15 protein-coding genes are annotated in these 18241 nt (G+C 72.1%); 7 read left to right on the plus strand and 8 right to left on the minus strand.

Annotation, left to right across the window (positions count from 1 at the left end):
* Window positions 1-97: 97 nt before the first annotated feature.
* Window positions 98-790: a hypothetical protein gene (locus ACFWEE_RS02395; RefSeq protein WP_386885630.1), complete on the minus strand. Its 693-nt coding sequence runs from the start codon at window positions 788-790 to the stop codon at window positions 98-100.
* A gap of 325 nt (window positions 791-1115) precedes the next feature.
* Between ACFWEE_RS02395 and ACFWEE_RS02400 the strand changes: the two genes are divergently transcribed.
* A complete protein-coding gene (locus ACFWEE_RS02400; RefSeq protein WP_386885632.1) occupies window positions 1116-2312 on the plus strand; it encodes a low temperature requirement protein A in 1197 nt (398 codons plus the stop codon).
* 113 nt (window positions 2313-2425) lie between these two features.
* On the opposite strand, the gene ACFWEE_RS02405 is transcribed toward ACFWEE_RS02400, so the two are convergent.
* Both ACFWEE_RS02405 and ACFWEE_RS02410 read right to left on the minus strand, forming a co-directional pair.
* On the minus strand, window positions 2426-3481 hold the full coding sequence (locus ACFWEE_RS02405) for a GNAT family N-acetyltransferase (RefSeq protein ID WP_386885634.1): 1056 nt from the start codon (window positions 3479-3481) through the stop codon (window positions 2426-2428).
* Between the two features lie 83 nt (window positions 3482-3564).
* The gene (locus ACFWEE_RS02410; RefSeq protein WP_386885635.1) at window positions 3565-4341 is read right to left on the minus strand and encodes a CPBP family intramembrane glutamic endopeptidase; all 777 of its coding nucleotides are present in this window, start codon (window positions 4339-4341) and stop codon (window positions 3565-3567) included.
* Between the two features lie 235 nt (window positions 4342-4576).
* Here ACFWEE_RS02410 and ACFWEE_RS02415 point away from each other — a divergent pair, with 235 nt between their 5' ends.
* Window positions 4577-6400, plus strand: a complete 1824-nt coding sequence (locus ACFWEE_RS02415; protein WP_386885637.1) for an alpha/beta hydrolase — start codon at window positions 4577-4579, stop codon at window positions 6398-6400.
* A gap of 134 nt (window positions 6401-6534) precedes the next feature.
* Window positions 6535-8490 (plus strand): serine/threonine-protein kinase, encoded by a 1956-nt coding sequence (locus ACFWEE_RS02420; protein ID WP_386885639.1) that lies wholly within the window; start codon window positions 6535-6537, stop codon window positions 8488-8490.
* A 30-nt stretch (window positions 8491-8520) separates the two neighbouring features.
* On the opposite strand, the gene ACFWEE_RS02425 is transcribed toward ACFWEE_RS02420, so the two are convergent.
* A complete protein-coding gene (locus ACFWEE_RS02425; protein WP_386885641.1) occupies window positions 8521-9036 on the minus strand; it encodes a cupin domain-containing protein in 516 nt (171 codons plus the stop codon).
* Between the two features lie 197 nt (window positions 9037-9233).
* Between ACFWEE_RS02425 and ACFWEE_RS02430 the strand changes: the two genes are divergently transcribed.
* The gene (locus ACFWEE_RS02430) at window positions 9234-10229 is read left to right on the plus strand and encodes an aldo/keto reductase (RefSeq protein ID WP_358764197.1); all 996 of its coding nucleotides are present in this window, start codon (window positions 9234-9236) and stop codon (window positions 10227-10229) included.
* Between the two features lie 247 nt (window positions 10230-10476).
* Here ACFWEE_RS02430 and thpR read toward each other — a convergent pair whose 3' ends face one another.
* From thpR to ACFWEE_RS02445, 3 genes are all read right to left on the minus strand, one after another.
* Window positions 10477-11076, minus strand: a complete 600-nt coding sequence (gene thpR, locus ACFWEE_RS02435; RefSeq protein ID WP_386885643.1) for an RNA 2',3'-cyclic phosphodiesterase — start codon at window positions 11074-11076, stop codon at window positions 10477-10479.
* Window positions 11077-11331: 255 nt separating this feature from the next.
* Window positions 11332-12666: an MFS transporter gene (locus ACFWEE_RS02440; protein ID WP_386885645.1), complete on the minus strand. Its 1335-nt coding sequence runs from the start codon at window positions 12664-12666 to the stop codon at window positions 11332-11334.
* 97 nt (window positions 12667-12763) lie between these two features.
* A complete protein-coding gene (locus ACFWEE_RS02445) occupies window positions 12764-13204 on the minus strand; it encodes a MarR family winged helix-turn-helix transcriptional regulator (protein ID WP_386885646.1) in 441 nt (146 codons plus the stop codon).
* A 132-nt stretch (window positions 13205-13336) separates the two neighbouring features.
* Between ACFWEE_RS02445 and ACFWEE_RS02450 the strand changes: the two genes are divergently transcribed.
* A complete protein-coding gene (locus ACFWEE_RS02450; protein WP_386885648.1) occupies window positions 13337-13549 on the plus strand; it encodes a ribbon-helix-helix protein, CopG family in 213 nt (70 codons plus the stop codon).
* A gap of 118 nt (window positions 13550-13667) precedes the next feature.
* On the opposite strand, the gene ACFWEE_RS02455 is transcribed toward ACFWEE_RS02450, so the two are convergent.
* Entirely contained in the window at window positions 13668-15107 is a 1440-nt protein-coding gene (locus ACFWEE_RS02455; RefSeq protein WP_386885650.1) for an NCS2 family permease, read from the minus strand.
* Window positions 15108-15351: 244 nt separating this feature from the next.
* Here ACFWEE_RS02455 and ACFWEE_RS02460 point away from each other — a divergent pair, with 244 nt between their 5' ends.
* Together ACFWEE_RS02460 and ACFWEE_RS02465 are read left to right on the plus strand one after the other, a co-directional pair.
* The gene (locus ACFWEE_RS02460; protein WP_386885651.1) at window positions 15352-15663 is read left to right on the plus strand and encodes a DUF2530 domain-containing protein; all 312 of its coding nucleotides are present in this window, start codon (window positions 15352-15354) and stop codon (window positions 15661-15663) included.
* Window positions 15664-15772: 109 nt separating this feature from the next.
* The gene (locus ACFWEE_RS02465; protein ID WP_386885653.1) at window positions 15773-18211 is read left to right on the plus strand and encodes an HAD-IC family P-type ATPase; all 2439 of its coding nucleotides are present in this window, start codon (window positions 15773-15775) and stop codon (window positions 18209-18211) included.
* Window positions 18212-18241 lie beyond the last annotated feature (30 nt).

The raw sequence follows: 18241 nt of genomic DNA on the forward strand, positions 1-18241 counted from the left end.
GCCGGACCGTCACCCGGTGCCCGACCGCCCCCACCACCCGACCCGCGCCCGGCGCCCCACCGTCGCCCCCGTGCGGTCCGGCCGACCCCGCCCCGTATCAGTCCAGTTGGTGCGTCAGCTCCCGGAAGCACGAGCGCCGGCGCGCACCCTCCGGGGTGTACGTGAACGAGTCGCGGAAGGCACCGGCACCACCGACGCGTATGGCGAGCACCACCGGTTCCGCGTGCTCGGCGGTCCAGCCGCACAACGAGTCCGCCCGGGTGCCGTTCCAGAGGTGGAAGCAGACCATCGGGTCGGCCGGGTCCGCGGTGACGTAACCGAGAGTCTTCCCGAACCGGGGGTTCGACCCGCCGAACCGCACCGAGGGCGGCCCGAACTCCGCCGCCACGTCGGACCAGCCCCGGTCCTCCCGCTCCGCCCACTCCGGCGCCGTCGCCCGCAGCCGGGCGTACTCCCCCGCGTCCAGCACCCGTACCGCCCGCAGCCACCCGGCCCGGTGCGCGAACTCCCCGTAGAGCGAGACCACCGCGTCCGCCGGGCCGTCGGCGTGCAGATGCCGCTCGAAGGCCCCCTTCGCCCCGTTCACCGACCAGGCCCCCGACACCTCCCAGGCCGTCTGCTGCTGATGCCACAGCCCGGGGCGGCCCTCCACGTAGAGGAGGTCCTGACACATCACCCGAAGGATCATCTCGTCCCCCCACATCCCCGGTCGCCGCAACACCGAGTTGAGCCGGTCGACGAAGTGGGCACGGATGTCCGGGGAGGGCACGAGGGCATCGGAAGAGATCACCCGACCAGTGTTTCGTGTCAACGTTCGACGCGCATGCGTACGAAGAATTTCTTGGGAGATTGCCCAGCCCGACGGGCCCGTCGGTCACCGGGGGAACATCCGGCCACTACGAGCAGCTACGGCGGGGCCCTCCGCCTGCCGTTACCGCCCGCTTGCCCGTGAGCGCGCGGTTCCGTTCGTCTCGCGCACAGCCCTGGCGGAGCCCGCGTCCGCGCGACGCGTCACGAGCCGTCCGGGCGAGGATGAACCACGGCAAAGCGCCGCGTCGCGGTACGCCGCCGCATCGACAGCACCGGCACGACGGACGACGACAGGAGCAACGGCAATGGTGGAGCGCACGGTCCCCCTGCTGCGGACGATGCGGGCCCGGGACCCCGACGAGGAGCACCGGGCGTCGACTCCCCTGGAACTGCTCTTCGACCTGACCTTCGTGGTCGCGGTCTCGCAGGCCGCCGCGCAGCTCCATCACGCGCTGGCCGAGGACCACGTCGGCACGGGGCTGACCGGCTACGCGGCGGTGTTCTTCGCCATCTGGTGGGCCTGGATGAACTTCACCTGGTTCGCCTCCGCCTACGACACCGACGACGTGCCGTACCGGCTGGTGACGCTGGTGCAGATGGCGGGCGTCCTGGTGCTCGCCTCCGGGGTGCCCGCCGCCTTCCAGGACGGGGACTTCACGGTCGTCGTCATCGGATACGTCATCATGCGCGTCGCGATGGTCGCCCAGTGGCTGCGGGCCGCCTCGCAGCACCCGGAGGGCCGCCGCTGCGCCCTGCGGTACGCGACGGGCATCGCCGTGGCACAGCTCGGCTGGGTGGCCCGGCTCTGGGTCCCGGACGCGTGGCAGGCGGCCACCTTCGTGGCGCTCGTCCTGGTCGAACTCGCCGTCCCCGCGTGGGCCGAGTCCCGTGGCAATAGCACCAGTTGGCACCCGGAGCACATCGCCGAGCGGTACGGCCTCTTCACCATCATCGTGCTCGGCGAGGTCATCCTCGCCTCGCTCGCCGCGGTCCAGTCCGCCGTCTCCGACCACGGTCTGACCACCGCCGTCCTGCTGATCGCGATCGGCGGGCTGCTGCTGGTCTTCGGCCTGTGGTGGATGTACTTCACCGGCGGCGAGATCGGCCTGCCCACCCTGCGTTCCGCCCTGACCTGGGGATACGCCCATTACGGCGTCTTCGCCTCGCTGGCCGCCCTCGGCGCCGGACTGGAGGCGGCCGTGGACGCCGCCGAGCACCACGCGCACCTGCCCGAGCGGACCGCCTCGCCGGCCGTCGCCGTACCGGTGGCGATCGTCCTCGTCCTGCTCGGCGCCCTGCACCGGATGACCGGCACCGGGGGCGTGGAGCACACCGCGGTGGTGGTCACGGGCGCGCTCGTGGTCCTCGCGCTCGGCTTCGCCGGACCGGCCCTCGGACTCGGCCTGGGCGGCGCCGTACTCGGCATGGGCCTGGCCGTCGCCGCGACCGTCGCCGCCGACGCGGCGGTCCTACGGCGACGAGCGGCGGGAGCCCCGGCGTAGAACATTCGGGTGGTGTCCGGCGGATCAAGGCCGGACACCACCTGACGGCCTGGTGCATGGTTGGCGGTGACGATCCCCGCATGCGCGGGGAGCACCATCGCGAAGCGGCCGGTTCACCACGCCGCCAAGCCTGCGCAGAGCCCGGCCGTGGCCATCGGGGCGTTCCCCAACTCCCGCTGGAGGTACACGGACCGGTGCGTGGGTACGTACCCCAGCGCGTCGTTCACCGCGCGCATCGGGGCGTTGGCGTCGGCCGTGTCGGTCACGAGGCCGGTGAGGGCGGGGTGGGTGGTCAGGGCGGTACGGATCGACTCGGCCTTCATCCAGCGGGCCAGGCCGCGTCCCCGGTGGGCGGGCAGGACGCCGGTTCCGTAGTGCAGGCCGTCGCCCGTACCGTCGCCGGGGACGACCAGTTCGGTGAAGCCGACGATCGTGCCGTCCGCCTCGCTGACGGCGGCGACCGTGTGCAGGAGTTCGCCGCGCTGCTCGACGGCGCGGGCGACGGCTCGTACCCGGTCCACGTCCCAGGTCTCCGTGCCGTGGTCCATCTCGTCCATCGGCATGTCGTCCATCGCCCACCGCGAGGCGGCGAACGTCTCGGCCAGCTCGTCGGGGACGGTCCCGGTCCAGGAGGTCAGCCGGTAGCCCGGGTGCGGGTCGGCGGCCAGGGCGGCGAGGGCGACCGGGTCGGCGTCGGCCGTCACCAGGCGGGCGAAGGTCAGGGTGAGGACCACCCGGAAGCCACGGGCCGTCAGGAACGCCGCCGCCACGCCGCCGCCGTCGCCGCCTTCCTGCCCCTCCAGCCCCTCCTGCTCCTCCAGTCCCCCCGGTCGCTCGACCGCCCCGCCCACCAGCGCCACCTGGGCCGTCACCGTGCGCCGGCCCTCCGCCCGGGCACCCGCGAGAGCCGCGTCCAGCAGGCGGGTACCGACGCCGGTGCGGCGGGCGGCCGGGTGCACGGCGAGGTCCAGTTCGGCGAGGTGGTCCCGGCCGGGCGCGGTGGAGAGCCGCAGGTACGCCGACCCCACCGGGTACGCGGGGGGATCGATGGCCGCCGGGCCGCCGCCACCGCCGGGCACCTCCTCCGCGAGCCAGACGAGGCGGTGCGAGGACGGCCCCGAGGACAGGTCGTGGTCCTGTTCGGCGAGCGGTGTGATGCGCAGTGGCAAGGAAGTCTCCGTCGGGTACGCCGTCCCCGTGGCACGGGCGGGCCGGAGGACCGTAACCAGGAGGGCGGAAACCCGCAACGCCATTACCGCAGCAGGAACCCCGTCAGGTACCCGAGCGCGTTGGTCGCCCAGTGCAGGCCCATCGGGGGGAGGAGGCTGCCGCTGCGTCGGCGGAGCTCGCAGAAGAGGACGCCGGAGGCCGCGGTGAACAGCACCGCGCCGAGGTCGGCGACGACCGCGGCGATCACGGTTCCGGCGGAGGAGGTGCCGAAGAGACCGGCGAGCGCGGGTTTGTCGGTGGCCAGGTGCAGCGACGGGAGGATGTGCCACATCCCGAAGAGGACCGAGGAGACGACGGTGGCGGTGACCGTGCCCCGGGCGCGTACGAGGAGCCCGTACAGCACCCCGCGGAACGCGACCTCCTCCAGCAGGACGGTGCCGATGGGGACCTGGATCAGCATGCGCCAGGCGACTTCGGCGCCGGAGAGGCCACTGTTGCGCTGGTCCTCGAAGAGGTCGCGGGTGGCGGGGAGCAGCGCGCCGACCAGGTAGACGAGCCCGACCAGGCCGATGAGTACGGCGGCCCAGCGGGCGCCGCGCGCCCAGGTCCCCCGGCCGAGGCCGGCGTCGGGCCAGGTGCCGCCGGACCACTTCCACACACCGAGCAGGACCGGGGTGACGACGAGGGAGACGACCAGGCCCCAGCCGTGGAGGAAGACGTGGTTGACGAGGTTGGTGGCGACCAGGACGGCGATGGTCAGCGCGATCGCCCCGCCCAGGGGGAGCTTCCGAAGCTTCGAGAGCCTCGGAAGCCTCGGGGGAAGCCGCCGCCCCTCGGCCCTACCGCCTTCCGCGCCCACGTCCTCTCCCACTCCCTCTCGTGCTCCCGCTACGGTTCCGGTTCCGGTTCCGGCTCACGCGTGGGTCCACTCTCGGCGCCGCCCCCTGGCCGGGCAACTCGTAGGGGGCGGCCCACCACCGCCCGCCCATGGATCGCCGCCGTCACAGGGTGTCGCCGACCGGTGGCGTACCGTTCCACCTAGCGTGCCTCTGGAGCGGCCGGTGACTGCGGCCGGAGCGACCCGGGAGGCCCCCATGACCGACAGTGGCGGATCGACCGGCCCGACGGAACCGGCAGGACCGGCGGAACCGGCCGAACCAGCAGGACCGGCCGAAGCGGCAGGACCATCCGCCGGGAAGGACCGCTCCCGCCCCGCCGCGCGTCTCGTCCGGCGTCCCCTGGTGCGGCGGCGGCCGGGCTGGACGGGGGTCCTGGTGGCGGTGCTCTTCTACGTCGCCTCGTTCACGCCCTCGCTCATCCCGCGCTCGTGGCTGGTCCAGTCGCTGGCGGCCGGGGTCACGGCGGCGGCCGGTTACGGCGTGGGGGCGGTCCTGGGGTGGTTCGCGCGGCGCTGCGGGGCGCGGCCGGGCGGCGCGACGGTCCGGTGGGCGTGGCTGATGCTCGTACCGCTGGGGGTCGCTGCCGTCGTCGCGGTGACCGTACGGAGCGTGCACTGGCAGGGCGACGCGCGGCGGGCGGTCGACATGGAGCCGGGGGTGGTGTGGTGGCAGTGGGCGCTGGTGCCCTTCGTGGCGCTGCTGCTCTGCGGACTGCTGGTCGCGCTGGCCCGGTCCGTACGGCTGGGTACGCGGACCCTGGCGCGTCCGCTGGAGCGGCTGGTGCCCAGGCCGTGGGCGCTGATGGTGGCCGCCGCGGTGGCGGTGGTCGTGGTGGTGGGGGTGGTCCAGGGCTTCCTGCTGCGCGGGCTGGTGAACCTCGTGGAGAGCAGCGCGTCGCTGACGAACGGCTCGACCAGCAAGGGCATCGCCCGGCCACTGCTGCCGACGCTCTCGGGCAGCCCGTCCTCGCTGGAGAGCTGGTCCTCGCTGGGGAAGAACGGCCGGGACTTCGTCGGCCACGCGTCCACCCGGGCGGAGATCTCCCGGTTCACCGGCGGTCCGGCGACGGACCCGGTCCGGGTGTACGTCGGGCTGGAGTCCTCGGCGACCCTGCGGGGCCGCGCGGACCTCGCCGTACGGGAGCTGGAGCGGACCGGCGGATTCCGCCGGAAGGTACTGGTGGTGTTCGGTACGACCGGGAGCGGCTGGGTCAACGAGAGCCTCGCCAAGCCGCTGGAGTACATGTACGGCGGTGACAGCGCGGCGGTCGCCCTCCAGTACTCGTACCTGCCGAGCTGGCTCTCGTTCCTGACCGAGAGCGAGGCCGCCGTGGCCGGTTCCGCGCTCTTCGACGCCGTGTACGACCACTGGTCGGCGCTGCCCCCGGACGAGCGCCCCCGGCTGCTGGTGTCCGGCGAGTCCCTCGGCTCGTACGCCACCGAGGGCGCGTTCGACGGCGAGCTCGCGCGGATGACCGCCCGCAGCGACGGCGCCCTGCTGGTCGGGCCGACGCTGCGGAACCCGATGTGGGAGAAGCTCGGCAGGGCCCGCGACCGGGGCAGTCCGCTCTGGCTGCCGGTCTACCGGGACGGGCGCACCGTGCGGTACGCCCGCCGCGAGGCCGATTTCGACCGGCCGGCCGACGCCGCCTGGGACGCGCCCCGGATCGTGTACCTCCAGAACGGTTCGGACCCGGTGACGTGGTGGTCCCCCGATCTGCTGACGTCTCGGCCGCAGTGGCTCGTGGGCCCGAAGGCGCCGGACGTCTCCCCGGGGATGCGGTGGTATCCGCTCGTCACCTTCTGGCAGGTGACCTGCGACCTCGCGGCCTCCGACTCCGTCCCGGTGGGGTACGGGCACCGGTTCGGCACCCTCCCGGTCGCGGCCTGGGCCGCCGTGACCCGGCCGCCCGGGTGGACCGGGGAGGACACCGCCCGCCTCGAAGAGACGCTGGTGCGCAAACAGGAGGAGCGGGAGGAGCAGGAGAAGGAGAACGGGCCGGGGCGGGAGCCGGGGTGAGGGCCGGGGTGAGGGCCGGTGATTCGATGCCCCCACCACCCACCGAAGCGTGACAGAAACGCAAGTCGGTGGGCATGATCAGGCGCTGACGGACCGTCTACCCTGTTGCTTCCATGTAGTGCACAGGGGGTCGCATGCACAGCGAGGGAACGGCCGACGAGCCGGAAGGGGGCTTCGACGGCGACCCCGGAGACCCGCATCCCGCAGGCACGCCCGAGCCTCTCGGGGACGCCGTCGGGGACGCCACCGGACAGGAGCCCGAGCTCCGCCCGCACATGGTGATCGCCGACCGCTACGAGCTCCAACGCCAGCTGGGCCGGGGCGGGATGGGCGTCGTCTGGGAGGCTCTGGACCGGCGTCTCGGGCGGCGGGTGGCGGTCAAGGGGCTGCTCTACCGGGGTGCGGTGGAACCCGACACGCAGGCGCAGTGGGTCGAGCGGGCGCGGCGCGAGGCGCAGGCCATCGCCCGGATCGGGCACCAGAACGTGGTGGCCGTGCACGACGTGATCGAGGCCGGCAACCAGGTCTGGATCGTGATGGAACTGCTCAACGCCCGTTCGCTGGCAGACCTGTTGCGCGAGCAGCGCAGGCTCCCGGTGGCCCAGGCGGCCCGGATCGCCCTCCAGGTGCTGCGCGGGCTGCGCGCGGTGCACGAGGCGGGGGTGCTGCACCGGGACGTCAAGCCGCACAACATCCTCTTCCGGCCCAACGGCCGAGCCCTGCTGATGGACTTCGGGATCGCCACCTTCGAGGGCGCCGTCCAGCTGACCAAGTCGCAGGAGATCATCGGCACGCCGAAGTACCTGGCGCCCGAGCTGGTCCACCGGGGCGGCGAGGCACTGCCGAAGCCGGGGACTTCGGCGTCCGACCTGTGGTCGCTGGGGGTCACGCTCTTCGAGATGGTCGAGGGCCGCGCCCCCTTCAACGGCCTCAGCTCGTACGAGGTGTTCATCGCCGTGTACGAGCAGCCGCTGCCCGCGATGGAGCACGCCGGCCCGCTCGCCCCGGTGATCCGGGCGCTGCTGCGGAAGGACCCGAAGGACCGGCCGTCCGCCCGGGAGACCGAGGCGATGCTGATGGCCGTCACCAGTGATCCCCCGGCGCTCGACCCGCCGACCCACCGCAGGAACCAGCCCCTCCTGCTTCCCCCGCACGGCGACGGCACCGCCGAGGGCCCGGCCGAGGGCTCAGAGGCGGGCGACGGGCGGGCGCCGAAGTCCCGCCGCCGCAGGCGCGCCGTCCTCGGCGTGGCGGCGGTCGGCTGTGCGGTGCTGCTGGCCGGCGGCGGCCGGCTGCTCTGGCAGCACGCGGCCACGCCCACGCCCACGTACCAGCAGGGGCACGCCGAGCTGAAGATCGGCGTCAAGGAAGACCAGCCCGGACTGAGCCAGCTCCAGCCGGACGGTTCGTACGCCGGGTACGACATAGACCTCGCCACCCGGATCGCGCGGCGCATGGGCTACGCGGCGAAGGACATCCGCTTCGTGCCGGTGAACAGCGAGAACCGGGCGTCGATGCTCTCGGCGGGGCGGGTCGATCTGGTGATAGCGAGCTACAGCATCACCCCGGAACGCAAGGAGCAGGGAATCGTCTTCGCCGGGCCGTACTACACGGCGCTGCGCAGCTTCCTCGTGCGCAGGGACGTCAAACCCGCGTACACCGACGCCGCCGACCTGATCAGCGACAAGGCCCAGGTCTGCACCGTGCGGGGCTCGACGTACGAGGGGTGGCTGACGGAGGCCGGGTACAACCTCACCAAGCGGCAGAGTTCGTACCAGCTGTGCGTGGACTACCTGCTGGACGACAAGAGCGGGATCTCCGCCGTGTCCACCGACGACATCATCCTCGCCGGTTACGTCGGACAGGCCCCGGACAAGCTCCAGCAGATCAGCAACGCGGGCGGCGCCGAGGGGTACGGCGTGGCGATGGTGCCGGGCGAGCCCGAGCTGAAGAAGGAGGTGTGCGACGCGCTCGGGGCGATCGTGAACGGCCACGAGTGGGAGGACCTGTACACCGAGCACCTGGCACCGCTGATGGCCAACGAGTCCGCACCGAACCCGCCGAAGCTGACCGAGTGCGGGGACGCCTGAACCACCCGCCGGGGAGAGCGGATTCCGCGCTCACCGGCCGCCGAGCCGCTCCCCGCACTCGGCGCAGAACTTCGGCGCCCGCCCTTCCGTGAGGCGCCCGCACTCGGGGCAGACCCGGTCCAGCGCGCACGGCGCCTCGCCGCCGTCCGCCTCGCCGTCCCCGGGCTGCCGCACGGCGGTCCCGGGCGGTGCGGGCGCGATCCTCAGGCCGGGGCGGCGGCGGTGGACGGTGAGGTACGCCAGGCCCTCGGGTCCGGCCTGGACGGCGCGGCGGGAGGTGCGGGGCAGCCAGGTGACCGTGGTCGGGGTGAGCGGCAACGCGGTGTCCCCGGTGATGATCACACCGCTGCCGTCGAGGACGACGAGGAGCACGTCGAGAGTGTCCTCCTGGTGCCCGCCGACCTCCGCGTCCGGCGGAAGCCGTACCAGATTGGCGTCCAACTCCCGCTCCTGCTCGGCGAGTCGCCAGAGCGCACCCCGGCCGTCCGGGCCCGCCTGGGCGAGGGCTTCGGCGAGTACGACGAGGTTCCGGGGCGCGGCGTTCACACCTCCGAGCGTACGCGGCCCGGCGGACGTGCTGTCGGCGGAGGCGCGGGACGGGCAGCTGATCCGGGACGGCGGTGCGGCCACCACCCGCGCCGGACTCGCCGCGCTGGACCGGTTCGCGGGCGAGCCCGGGTGATCGGCGAAAGGCGCCGGGTCCCCTTGCTTCGAGCGCACTCGAAGGCGTTGGGTGGGGAGTCATGAAGTACACGCAGCTCGGACGCACGGGCCTCAAGGTCAGCCGCCTCGTTCTCGGGACGATGAACTTCGGCCCGCAGACCAACGAATCCGACAGTCACTCGCTCATGGACGCCGCACTCGACGCGGGCGTCAACTTCTTCGACACCGCGAACGTCTACGGCTGGGGCGAGAACAAGGGCCGCACCGAGGAGATCCTCGGCACCTGGTTCGCGCAGGGCGGCGACCGCCGCGACAAGGTCGTCCTCGCCACCAAGGTCTACGGGAACATGGGCCCGGACGGCGAGGCGTGGCCCAACCACGACAAGCTCTCCGCGCTCAACATCCGCCGCGCCGTCGACGCCAGCCTCAAGCGGCTCCAGACGGACCACATCGACCTGTACCAGTTCCACCACGTCGACCGGTCCACCCCGGCCGAGGAGATCTGGCAGGCCATCGACGTACTGATCCAGCAGGGCAAGATCCTGTACGCGGGCTCGTCCAACTTCGCCGGCTACAAGATCGCCCAGGCCAACGAGACGGCCAAGCGCCTCGGCTCGTTCGGCCTGGTCAGCGAGCAGTGCCTGTACAACCTCATGGCCCGGGACGCCGAGATGGAGGTCATCCCGGCCGCCCAGGAGTACGGCCTCGGCGTCATCCCCTGGTCGCCGCTCCAGGGCGGACTGCTCGGCGGCGCGCTGCGCAAGGAGCGCGAGGGCGGCGGCGCCCGGTCCACCACCGGCCGCTCCGCCGAGGGCCTCGCGGACCCGAAGGTGCGCGCCCAGGTCCAGGCGTACGAGGACCTGCTCGACAAGCACGGTCTGGAGCCCGGCGAGGTCGGCCTGGCCTGGCTGCTGACCCGCCCGGGCATCACCGGCCCGATCTCGGGCCCGCGCACCCGCGAACAGCTCGACTCCGCGCTGCGCGCGGTGGAGCTGGAACTGTCCGAGGAGGTGCTGGCCTCGCTGGAGGAGATCTTCCCCGGTCCGGGCCCGTCCCCGGAGAGCTTCGCCTGGTAGTCCGGCAGACCCGGTGAGCGGTTCCCGGTCGGCGGTCAGCCGTCGGCCGGGGCGCCGCCCGGGAGGGCCCTCGTCAGTTGCCCACGGCCGCCGCCACGGCGACGACGACGAACATCAGCACGAGAACGGTGGCCATGATGCGGTTTCTGGTCTTCGGATCCACCCGACGAGGTTAACCGCCCCACCGGCCTCCCCCGTCACCCGCCCCGGTCACCCGGCCCCGGGCGGGCACGCCTCCCGGCCCCGCTCACCGCCCCAGCGGCCAGGCCCGCACCGTCTCGTAGCGCGGCTGCTCCCCCGGCACCCCGGCGACCGGCAGGTGGCTGCGGACCAGGCTCAGCGTGTCCGCCTCCCACGCCACCCCCTCGAACCCCTCCAGCGCGCCGGTGAAGGGGCGCAGGTCCACGTCCGTACGGCTGCGCGCGAGCGTCAGGTGGGGCGTGTAGCGGTGGTGCTCCTCCATCGGGACGCCCGCCCGGCGGGCGGCGGCGTGGGCGCGTTCCGCGAGCAGCCGCAGCGCGTCGAGGCCGCCCGCCGCCCCGGTCCACAACACCCGCCCGTCGAACCGGCCGCCGCCGTGGACCCGCAGCGGGAACGGCTCGCTCCGGTGGGCGGCGCGTTCCAGCCGCGCGTACAGCTCGGGCAGCAGCGCCTCGTCCACCTCGCCGAAGAAGGCGAGCGTGAAGTGCCACCCCGCCGTCCCGCTCCACCGCAGGCTTCCCGCACCCGGCAGGGCGTGCAGCGGGGCGACGGCGGTCCGCAGCTCCTCGACGGCGGGGGCGGGCGGCAGGACGGCGGCGAAGAGGCGTTGGTGCGTACTGCCGGTGGCGGCTTGCTGGCTGCTCATGCGGGCGAGTCTCGCAGGGTACGTACGGCCGCGGGCTGACGGTCGTCTTCGGGACGCCGATCGACCTCACCGCCACCCCCGTGGGCGTGGTCCTGAGCACGGGCGACTTCCCCCGCGACTGAGCGGCGGAAGGACGACCCGTACGAGCCCGGGCGAAGAAGCCCGACCCGCGGAAGCCCGACCGCACAAAACCGTTCCGCCCTCCTTCCCCCGCGCGCGGGAAGGAGGGCGGAACGGTGTCAGCGATCGCTCGATCTACGCCGCTGTCGCCAGCTGTTCGCGCGGGACGAAGCGGACGTGAGGGCGCCCCGGGCGGAGGTCCACCTTCACCCTCAGGCCGCCGAGGCGGGCCAGGACGAAGCCGATGACCAGGGCGGCGAGCAGGGATATGCCGCCGCCGAACGCGAAGCCGGTGCGGGGGCCGTACGTGTCGCTGATCCAGCCGACGATCGGGGCCCCCACCGGCGTACCACCGGCGAACACCATCATGTAGAGGCTCATCACCCGGCCGCGCATGGCCGGGTCGGCGGCCATCTGGACGCTGGTGTTGGCACTGATGTTGGTCGTCATGCCGAGCATGCCGATCGGCACCAGCAGGACCGCGAAGATCCAGACGGCCGGCGAGAGCGAGGCCGCGACCTCCAGCAGCCCGAAGAGGGTGCCCGCCGCGACGACCATCCGCAGCCGCGAGGAGCGGCGCCGGGCGGCCAGCAGGGCTCCTATCAGGGAGCCGACGGCCATCAGGATGTTGAAGAAGGAGTACATGCCGGCGCCGCCGTGGAAGACCTCGTCGGCGTAGGCGGTGAGCCAGATCGGGAAGTTGAATCCGAAGGTTCCGACGAAGCCGACCAGGGCGATGGGCCAGATCAGCTCCGGCCGCCCCTTCACGTACCGCAGGCCCTCGCGGAGCTGGCCCTTGGCGCGGGGGACGATCACCGTCTGGTGGAGCTCGCTCGTCCGCATCATCAGCAGGCCGACGAGGGGAGCGATGAACGACAGGCCGTTGAACATGAAGGCCCAGCCGCTGCCGACCGTGGTGATCAGGACACCCGCGACGGCGGGGCCGATGAGGCGGGCGGACTGGAAGTTCGCGGAGTTCAGGCTGACGGCGTTGCGGAGCTGCTTCGGGCCGACCATCTCGGAGACGAAGGACTGGCGGGCCGGGTTGTCCACGACCGTGACCATGCCGAGCAGGAACGCGATCAGATAGACGTGCCAGACCTGTACGACGCCCGCGAGGGTCAGGGTGGCCAGGGACACGCCGCAGAGGCCGAGCAGGGACTGGCTGACGAGCAGGAGCTTGCGCTTCGGGAAGCGGTCGGCGACCACGCCGCCGTACAGGCCGAAGAGCAGCATCGGGAGGAACTGGAGGGCCGTGGTGATACCGACGGCCGCGGCGGACCCGGTGAGGCTGAGGACCAGCCAGTCCTGCGTGATGCGGGACATCCAGGTACCGGTGTTGGAGATCACGGCGCCCGTGGCGAACAGGCGGTAGTTGCGGATCTTCAGCGACGAGAAGGTCCCGCCGGTCGTGCTGTCGTGGGTGGCGGTCGGTGCGGGGGCGGAGTCTGCTCCGGATCCCGTACTCAAAAGGGTTCGCCTCCTCGGCGTGGGTGAATGCTGGCAGGTGACGAGGGAACGGCGACGTCGAGCGCGGCGGCTGTGGTCCGGCCGGCCCGGGGCGTCGTCACAGGTGGGCGAGCTTTTCGAGCACGGGTGCGGCGACCCTGAGCTTCTCCCACTCGTCCTCGTCCAGGCCCTCGGCGAGTCCGGCCAGCCAGGCGTTCCGCTTCGTGCGGCTCTCACTGAGCATGGCCTCGGCCTGCTCGGTCTGGCTGACCTTCTTCTGGCGACGGTCATCGGGGTGCGGTTCCAGACTGACCAGTCCCTTGGCTTCCAGCAGCGCGACGATGCGAGTCATCGACGGGGGCTGGACGTGCTCCTTGCGGGCCAGCTCACCGGGGGTGGCCGAGCCGCAGCGGGCGAGGGTGCCGAGCACCGACATCTCGGTGGGGCTCAGCGACTCGTCGACGCGCTGGTGCTTGAGGCGTCGGCCGAGCAGCATCACGGCGGAGCGGAGGGAGCTCACGGCGGCGGCACTTTCGCCGTCGTGGATCAGGTCAGGCATGGTCCTTAGCGTAACTCATTACTTTAACTAAAGACCAATCGGTGGTACGCGCGAGAAACTGCTCACCCGAACGAGTGAGTCAGGCGCGGAAAGTCACACCAAAAGCGCGCCGGGGCGGCGACCCTGCTTGGCATGGGATCGACAGTACTCAGCCTGCGGATCGACGGTGAGCTGCTCGACCGGCTCCGGCAGCACGCCGCAAAACGCGGAATGAGCGTCCAGGACTACGTGGTCCGGACGCTCGTCCGCGACGACTTCGACGAACGCTTCAAGTCGGCGGTCGACGAGACGGAGAAGTTCTACGGGCCCCAGGGCCGGCCGGACCCGGTGGACCGGATCACGTGATCCGGACGCCCGGGAGGAAGGTGGTCGGCGGGTCGGGGGATCCGGTCGGCCGGGCCCTCACGCGCGTGGCCCCGCACTCGTACGCGAGTGCGGGGCCACCGTCGTGGGCGGGGTCGGATCAGGTGAGGCCGAGGGCCGGCATCGCGTAGTAGAAGACGAAGACGGCCGACACCACGTACATGGCCACCGGCACCTCACGGCCCCGGCCCGCCGCCAGCCGCATCGCGCAGAAGGCGATGAAGCCGATGCCGATGCCGTTGGTGATGGAGTAGGTGAACGGCATCATCACCATGGCGAGGAACGCCGGGATGGCGAGGGTGAAGTCGCTCCAGTCGACGCCCCGGACCGAGCTCGCGACGATCAGGAACCCGACCGCGACCAGCGCCGGGGTGGCGGCCTGCGAGGGGACCATGGTCGCCAGGGGGGTCAGGAACAGCGCCACCGTGAAGAGCAGGCCGCTGACCACGCTCGCGAGGCCGGTGCGCGCTCCTTCGCCGACGCCCGCGGTGGACTCCACGAAGCAGGTGGAGGCCGAGGAGGAGGTCGCGCCGCCCGCGGCGACGGCGATGCCGTCGACGAACAGCACCTTGTTGATGCCGGGGAAGTTGCCGTCCTTGTCGGTCAGCTTCGCCTCGTCGCCGACGCCGAGGATGGTGCCCATCGCGTCGAAGAAGCAGGACAGCAGCACGGTGAAGACGAAGAGGATGCCGGTCAGCACGCCGACCTTGGAGAAGCCGCCGAAGAGGCTGAAGTCGCCGAGCAGACCGAAGTCGGGCGAGGCGACCGGGTTGCCCGGCCACTCGGGGACGGTGAGGCCCCAGGCACCGGCCGGCAGGTCCACGACCGCGTTGATGATCAGGGCGAGGATCGTCATGGCGACGATCGAGATCAGGATCGCGCCCGGCACCTTGCGGACGATGAGCCCGAGGGTGAGCAGCACGCCCAGCACGAAGATGAGGACCGGCCAGCCGAGCAGGTGACCGCCGCTGCCGAGCTGGAGCGGGACGGTGGTCTGGGCGAGGTCCGGGATGCGGGAGACGAACCCGGAGTCCACCAGGCCGACGAGCAGGACGAAGAGTCCGATACCCATCGAGATGCCCTTGCGGAGCGAGGTGGGCACGGCGTTCATCACGCGTTCCCGGAGCCCGGTGGCGACGAGCAGCATCACCACGATGCCCGCGAGGACGACCATGCCCATCGCGTCGGCCCAGCTCATGCGGGGGGCGAGCTGGAGGGCGACGACGGTGTTGACGCCGAGACCGGCGGCGAGCGCGATCGGCACGTTGCCGATGACGCCCATCAGCAGTGTGGTGAACGCGGCGGTGAGCACGGTGGCGGTGACCAGCTGGCCCCCGTCGAGCTGGTGCCCGTACATGTCCTTGGCGCTGCCGAGGATGATCGGGTTGAGCACGATGATGTACGCCATCGCGAAGAAGGTGGCGAATCCGCCGCGGATCTCACGGGCGACCGTGGAACCCCGCTCGGAGATCTTGAAGAACCGGTCGAGCCCGCCCTGCGGCGGGCTGGGGTCGACCTCTGCGGTGGCCGAGCGGGACATGTATGACCTCAGACGTACGTAGGAGCCATGAACAAGGTGGGGGGAAGGTGACCGTCTTTGGACTTTTACACGAACAAATCGCGCCATTCCCGAATGGATTAAGTATGAATACATAAGGCGAAGATCGCTATCTCCGCGCGTAGACCCTTGCGCCACCTGGGATCGGGGCACTTATGTACGCAGCCCCTACCACCACCCCGGCCTGCGTCGCGGCACCCGTCCGGGTGGCCCATAGACTGGGCCCATGGAGAAGTGGACACCGAAGCACGAGGCGCCCGAGCCCCTGGAGGGCCCCGTCGTCGCCACCATCACCGGCGGCACGATCCTGTGGTTCGTCCTCTTCCTCGTGCAGCTCCCCTTCTACGGCTGGTTCGACGACCACGGCCACCTCTGGTGGGTGTGGACCTGCCTCGCCGGGGCCGGACTCGGACTGATCGGCATCTGGTACGTACGCGGCCGGGACGCCGCCATCAAGCGCCACGCCGCCGCCCGCGAGGCCGCGGACGCCGCGGTGAAGGGCGACGGCGGCCAGGACACGCCGGGCACCACCGGCTGACCGCGCCCCACACCGGCTGACCGCGCCCACTGCCGGACGGGGCCCACAGCCCCCTGTACAGCCCCGTTCCACCGGGCTGGCCCGGCATTCCGCCCGTACCGTCTGAACCATGACGCAGCGGGCCATCGACACCTCCGGGGGGCAGCCCCCCGATCGCTCCCCCTCCGCGGAGGGTGCGCCCCCGCCGTACGACCCCCGGGGCCTCTCCACCGCCGAGGTGGCGGAGCGGGTCGCGCGGGGCGAGGTCAACGACGTACCGGTCCGCTCCTCGCGCTCGGTCACCGAGATCGTCCGCGCCAACGTCTTCACCCGGTTCAACCTGATCATCGGCGTGCTCTGGGTGATCATGCTGGCCGTCGCGCCGATCCAGGACAGCCTCTTCGGGTTCGTGATCATCGCCAACACCGGCATCGGCATCGTCCAGGAGTGGCGGGCCAAGAAGACCCTGGACGGGCTCGCCGTCATCGGTGAGGCGAAACCCACCGTGCGGCGCGACGGGACCGCCGCCGAGATCTCCACCTCCGCGATCGTCCTCGGCGACCTGATCGAGCTGGGTCCCGGCGACAAGGTCGTGGTGGACGGCACGGTCGGCGAGGCCGACAACCTGGAGATCGACGAGTCCCTGCTCACCGGCGAGGCCGACCCCGTGCTCAAACGCGCGGGCGATCCCGTGATGTCGGGCAGCTTCGTCGTCGCGGGCGGCGGGGCGTTCACCGCGACGAAGGTCGGGCGGGAGGCGTACGCGGCCCAGCTCGCGGAGGAGGCCTCCCGGTTCACCCTCGTCCAGTCCGAGCTGCGCAGCGGCATCTCGACGATCCTGAAGTACGTGACCTGGATGATGATCCCGACCGCGATCGGACTCGTCATCAGCCAGCTGGTCGTCAAGGAGAACGACTTCAAGGAGTCGGTCGCCCGGAGCGCCGGCGGCATCGTGCCGATGATCCCCGAAGGGCTGGTCCTGCTGACCTCGGTCGCCTTCGCGATCGGCGTCATCCGCCTCGGCCGCAAGCAGTGCCTCGTCCAGGAGCTTCCCGCCATCGAGGGGCTGGCCCGGGTCGATGTCGTCTGCCTCGACAAGACCGGCACCCTCACCGAGGGCGGCATGGACGTGACCGAGGTCCGGCCGCTGGGCTCCGCCGACGGGGCGTACGTCGCCCGGGTGCTCGGAGCCCTCGGCGGTTCGGACCCGCGGCCGAACGCCAGCCTCCGGGCGATCGTGGACGCCCACCCCGACCCGGGCGGCTGGCGGGTGACGGACACCCTGCCGTTCTCCTCGGCCCGCAAGTACAGCGGAGCCGCCTTCCGCGAGGACGGCGCCGGCTCGGCCGACGGGGCCGTCGACTCGGTCTGGCTGCTGGGCGCCCCCGACGTGCTGCTCCCCGACGGCGACCCCGAACTGGCCGCGATCGAGGAGCTGAACCGGCAGGGGCTGCGGGTCCTGCTGCTCTCCCGGGCGCGGGGCGGCCTGGACGGTCCGGACGCCGCCGCCGGGTCCGTACCCACCGCGCTCGTCGTGCTGGAGCAGCGGCTGCGGCCGGACGCGGGGGACACCCTGCGCTACTTCGCGGACCAGCGGGTCGCCGCGAAGGTGATCTCCGGGGACAACGCCGTCTCGGTGGGGGCGGTGGCCGGAAAGCTCGGGCTGCCGGGTGCCGGACACACACTGGACGCCCGGCGGCTGCCGGAGGACCGGGACGCGATGGCGACCGCGATGGAGGAGAACACGGTCTTCGGCCGGGTCACCCCCCGGCAGAAGCGGAACATGGTCGCGGCGCTCCAGTCGCGCGGCCACACGGTCGCGATGACCGGCGACGGCGTCAACGACGTGCTCGCGCTGAAGGACGCCGACATCGGGGTGTCGATGGGCTCGGGGTCGGAGGCGACCCGGGCGGTGGCGCAGATCGTGCTGCTGGACAACAGCTTCGCGACCCTGCCGTCGGTGGTCGCCGAGGGCCGCCGGGTGATCGGCAACATCACCCGGGTCGCCACCCTGTTCCTGACGAAGACGGTCTACTCGGTGCTCCTCGCGATCCTGGTGGTCTGCTTCCAGGTGGAGTACCCGTTCCTCCCCCGGCACCTGACGCTGCTCTCGACGCTGACGATCGGCGTCCCCGCGTTCTTCCTCGCGCTGGCGCCGAACAAGGAGCGGGCCCAGCCGTACTTCGTCCGCCGGGTGATGCGGTACGCGATCCCGTCCGGGGTCATCGCGGGAGCGGCGACCTTCCTCACCTACATGCTGGCCGGGAGCCACTACTCGGGCGCGGGGGCGCTCGACGCGGAGACCAGCGCGGCGACGCTGACGCTGTTCCTGGTGTCGATGTGGGTACTGGCGATCATCGCCCGCCCGTACACCTGGTGGCGGATCCTGCTGGTGGCCTCGATGGGGGCGGCGTTCCTGATCGTCCTCGCGGTGCCGTGGCTCCAGCACTTCTTCGCGCTGAAGCTGGTGGGCACCACCATGCCGTGGGCGGCGGTGGCGATCGCGGCGGCGGCCTCGGTGCTGCTGGAGTACGTCTGGCGCCTGGTGGGCCGCCGCTTCGGGGCGTGAGCGGCGGCCCACCACGGGCACGGGCGCGCG

It is taken from the genome of Streptomyces sp. NPDC060184 (assembly GCF_042728795.1).
Classification (GTDB): domain Bacteria; phylum Actinomycetota; class Actinomycetes; order Streptomycetales; family Streptomycetaceae; genus Streptomyces.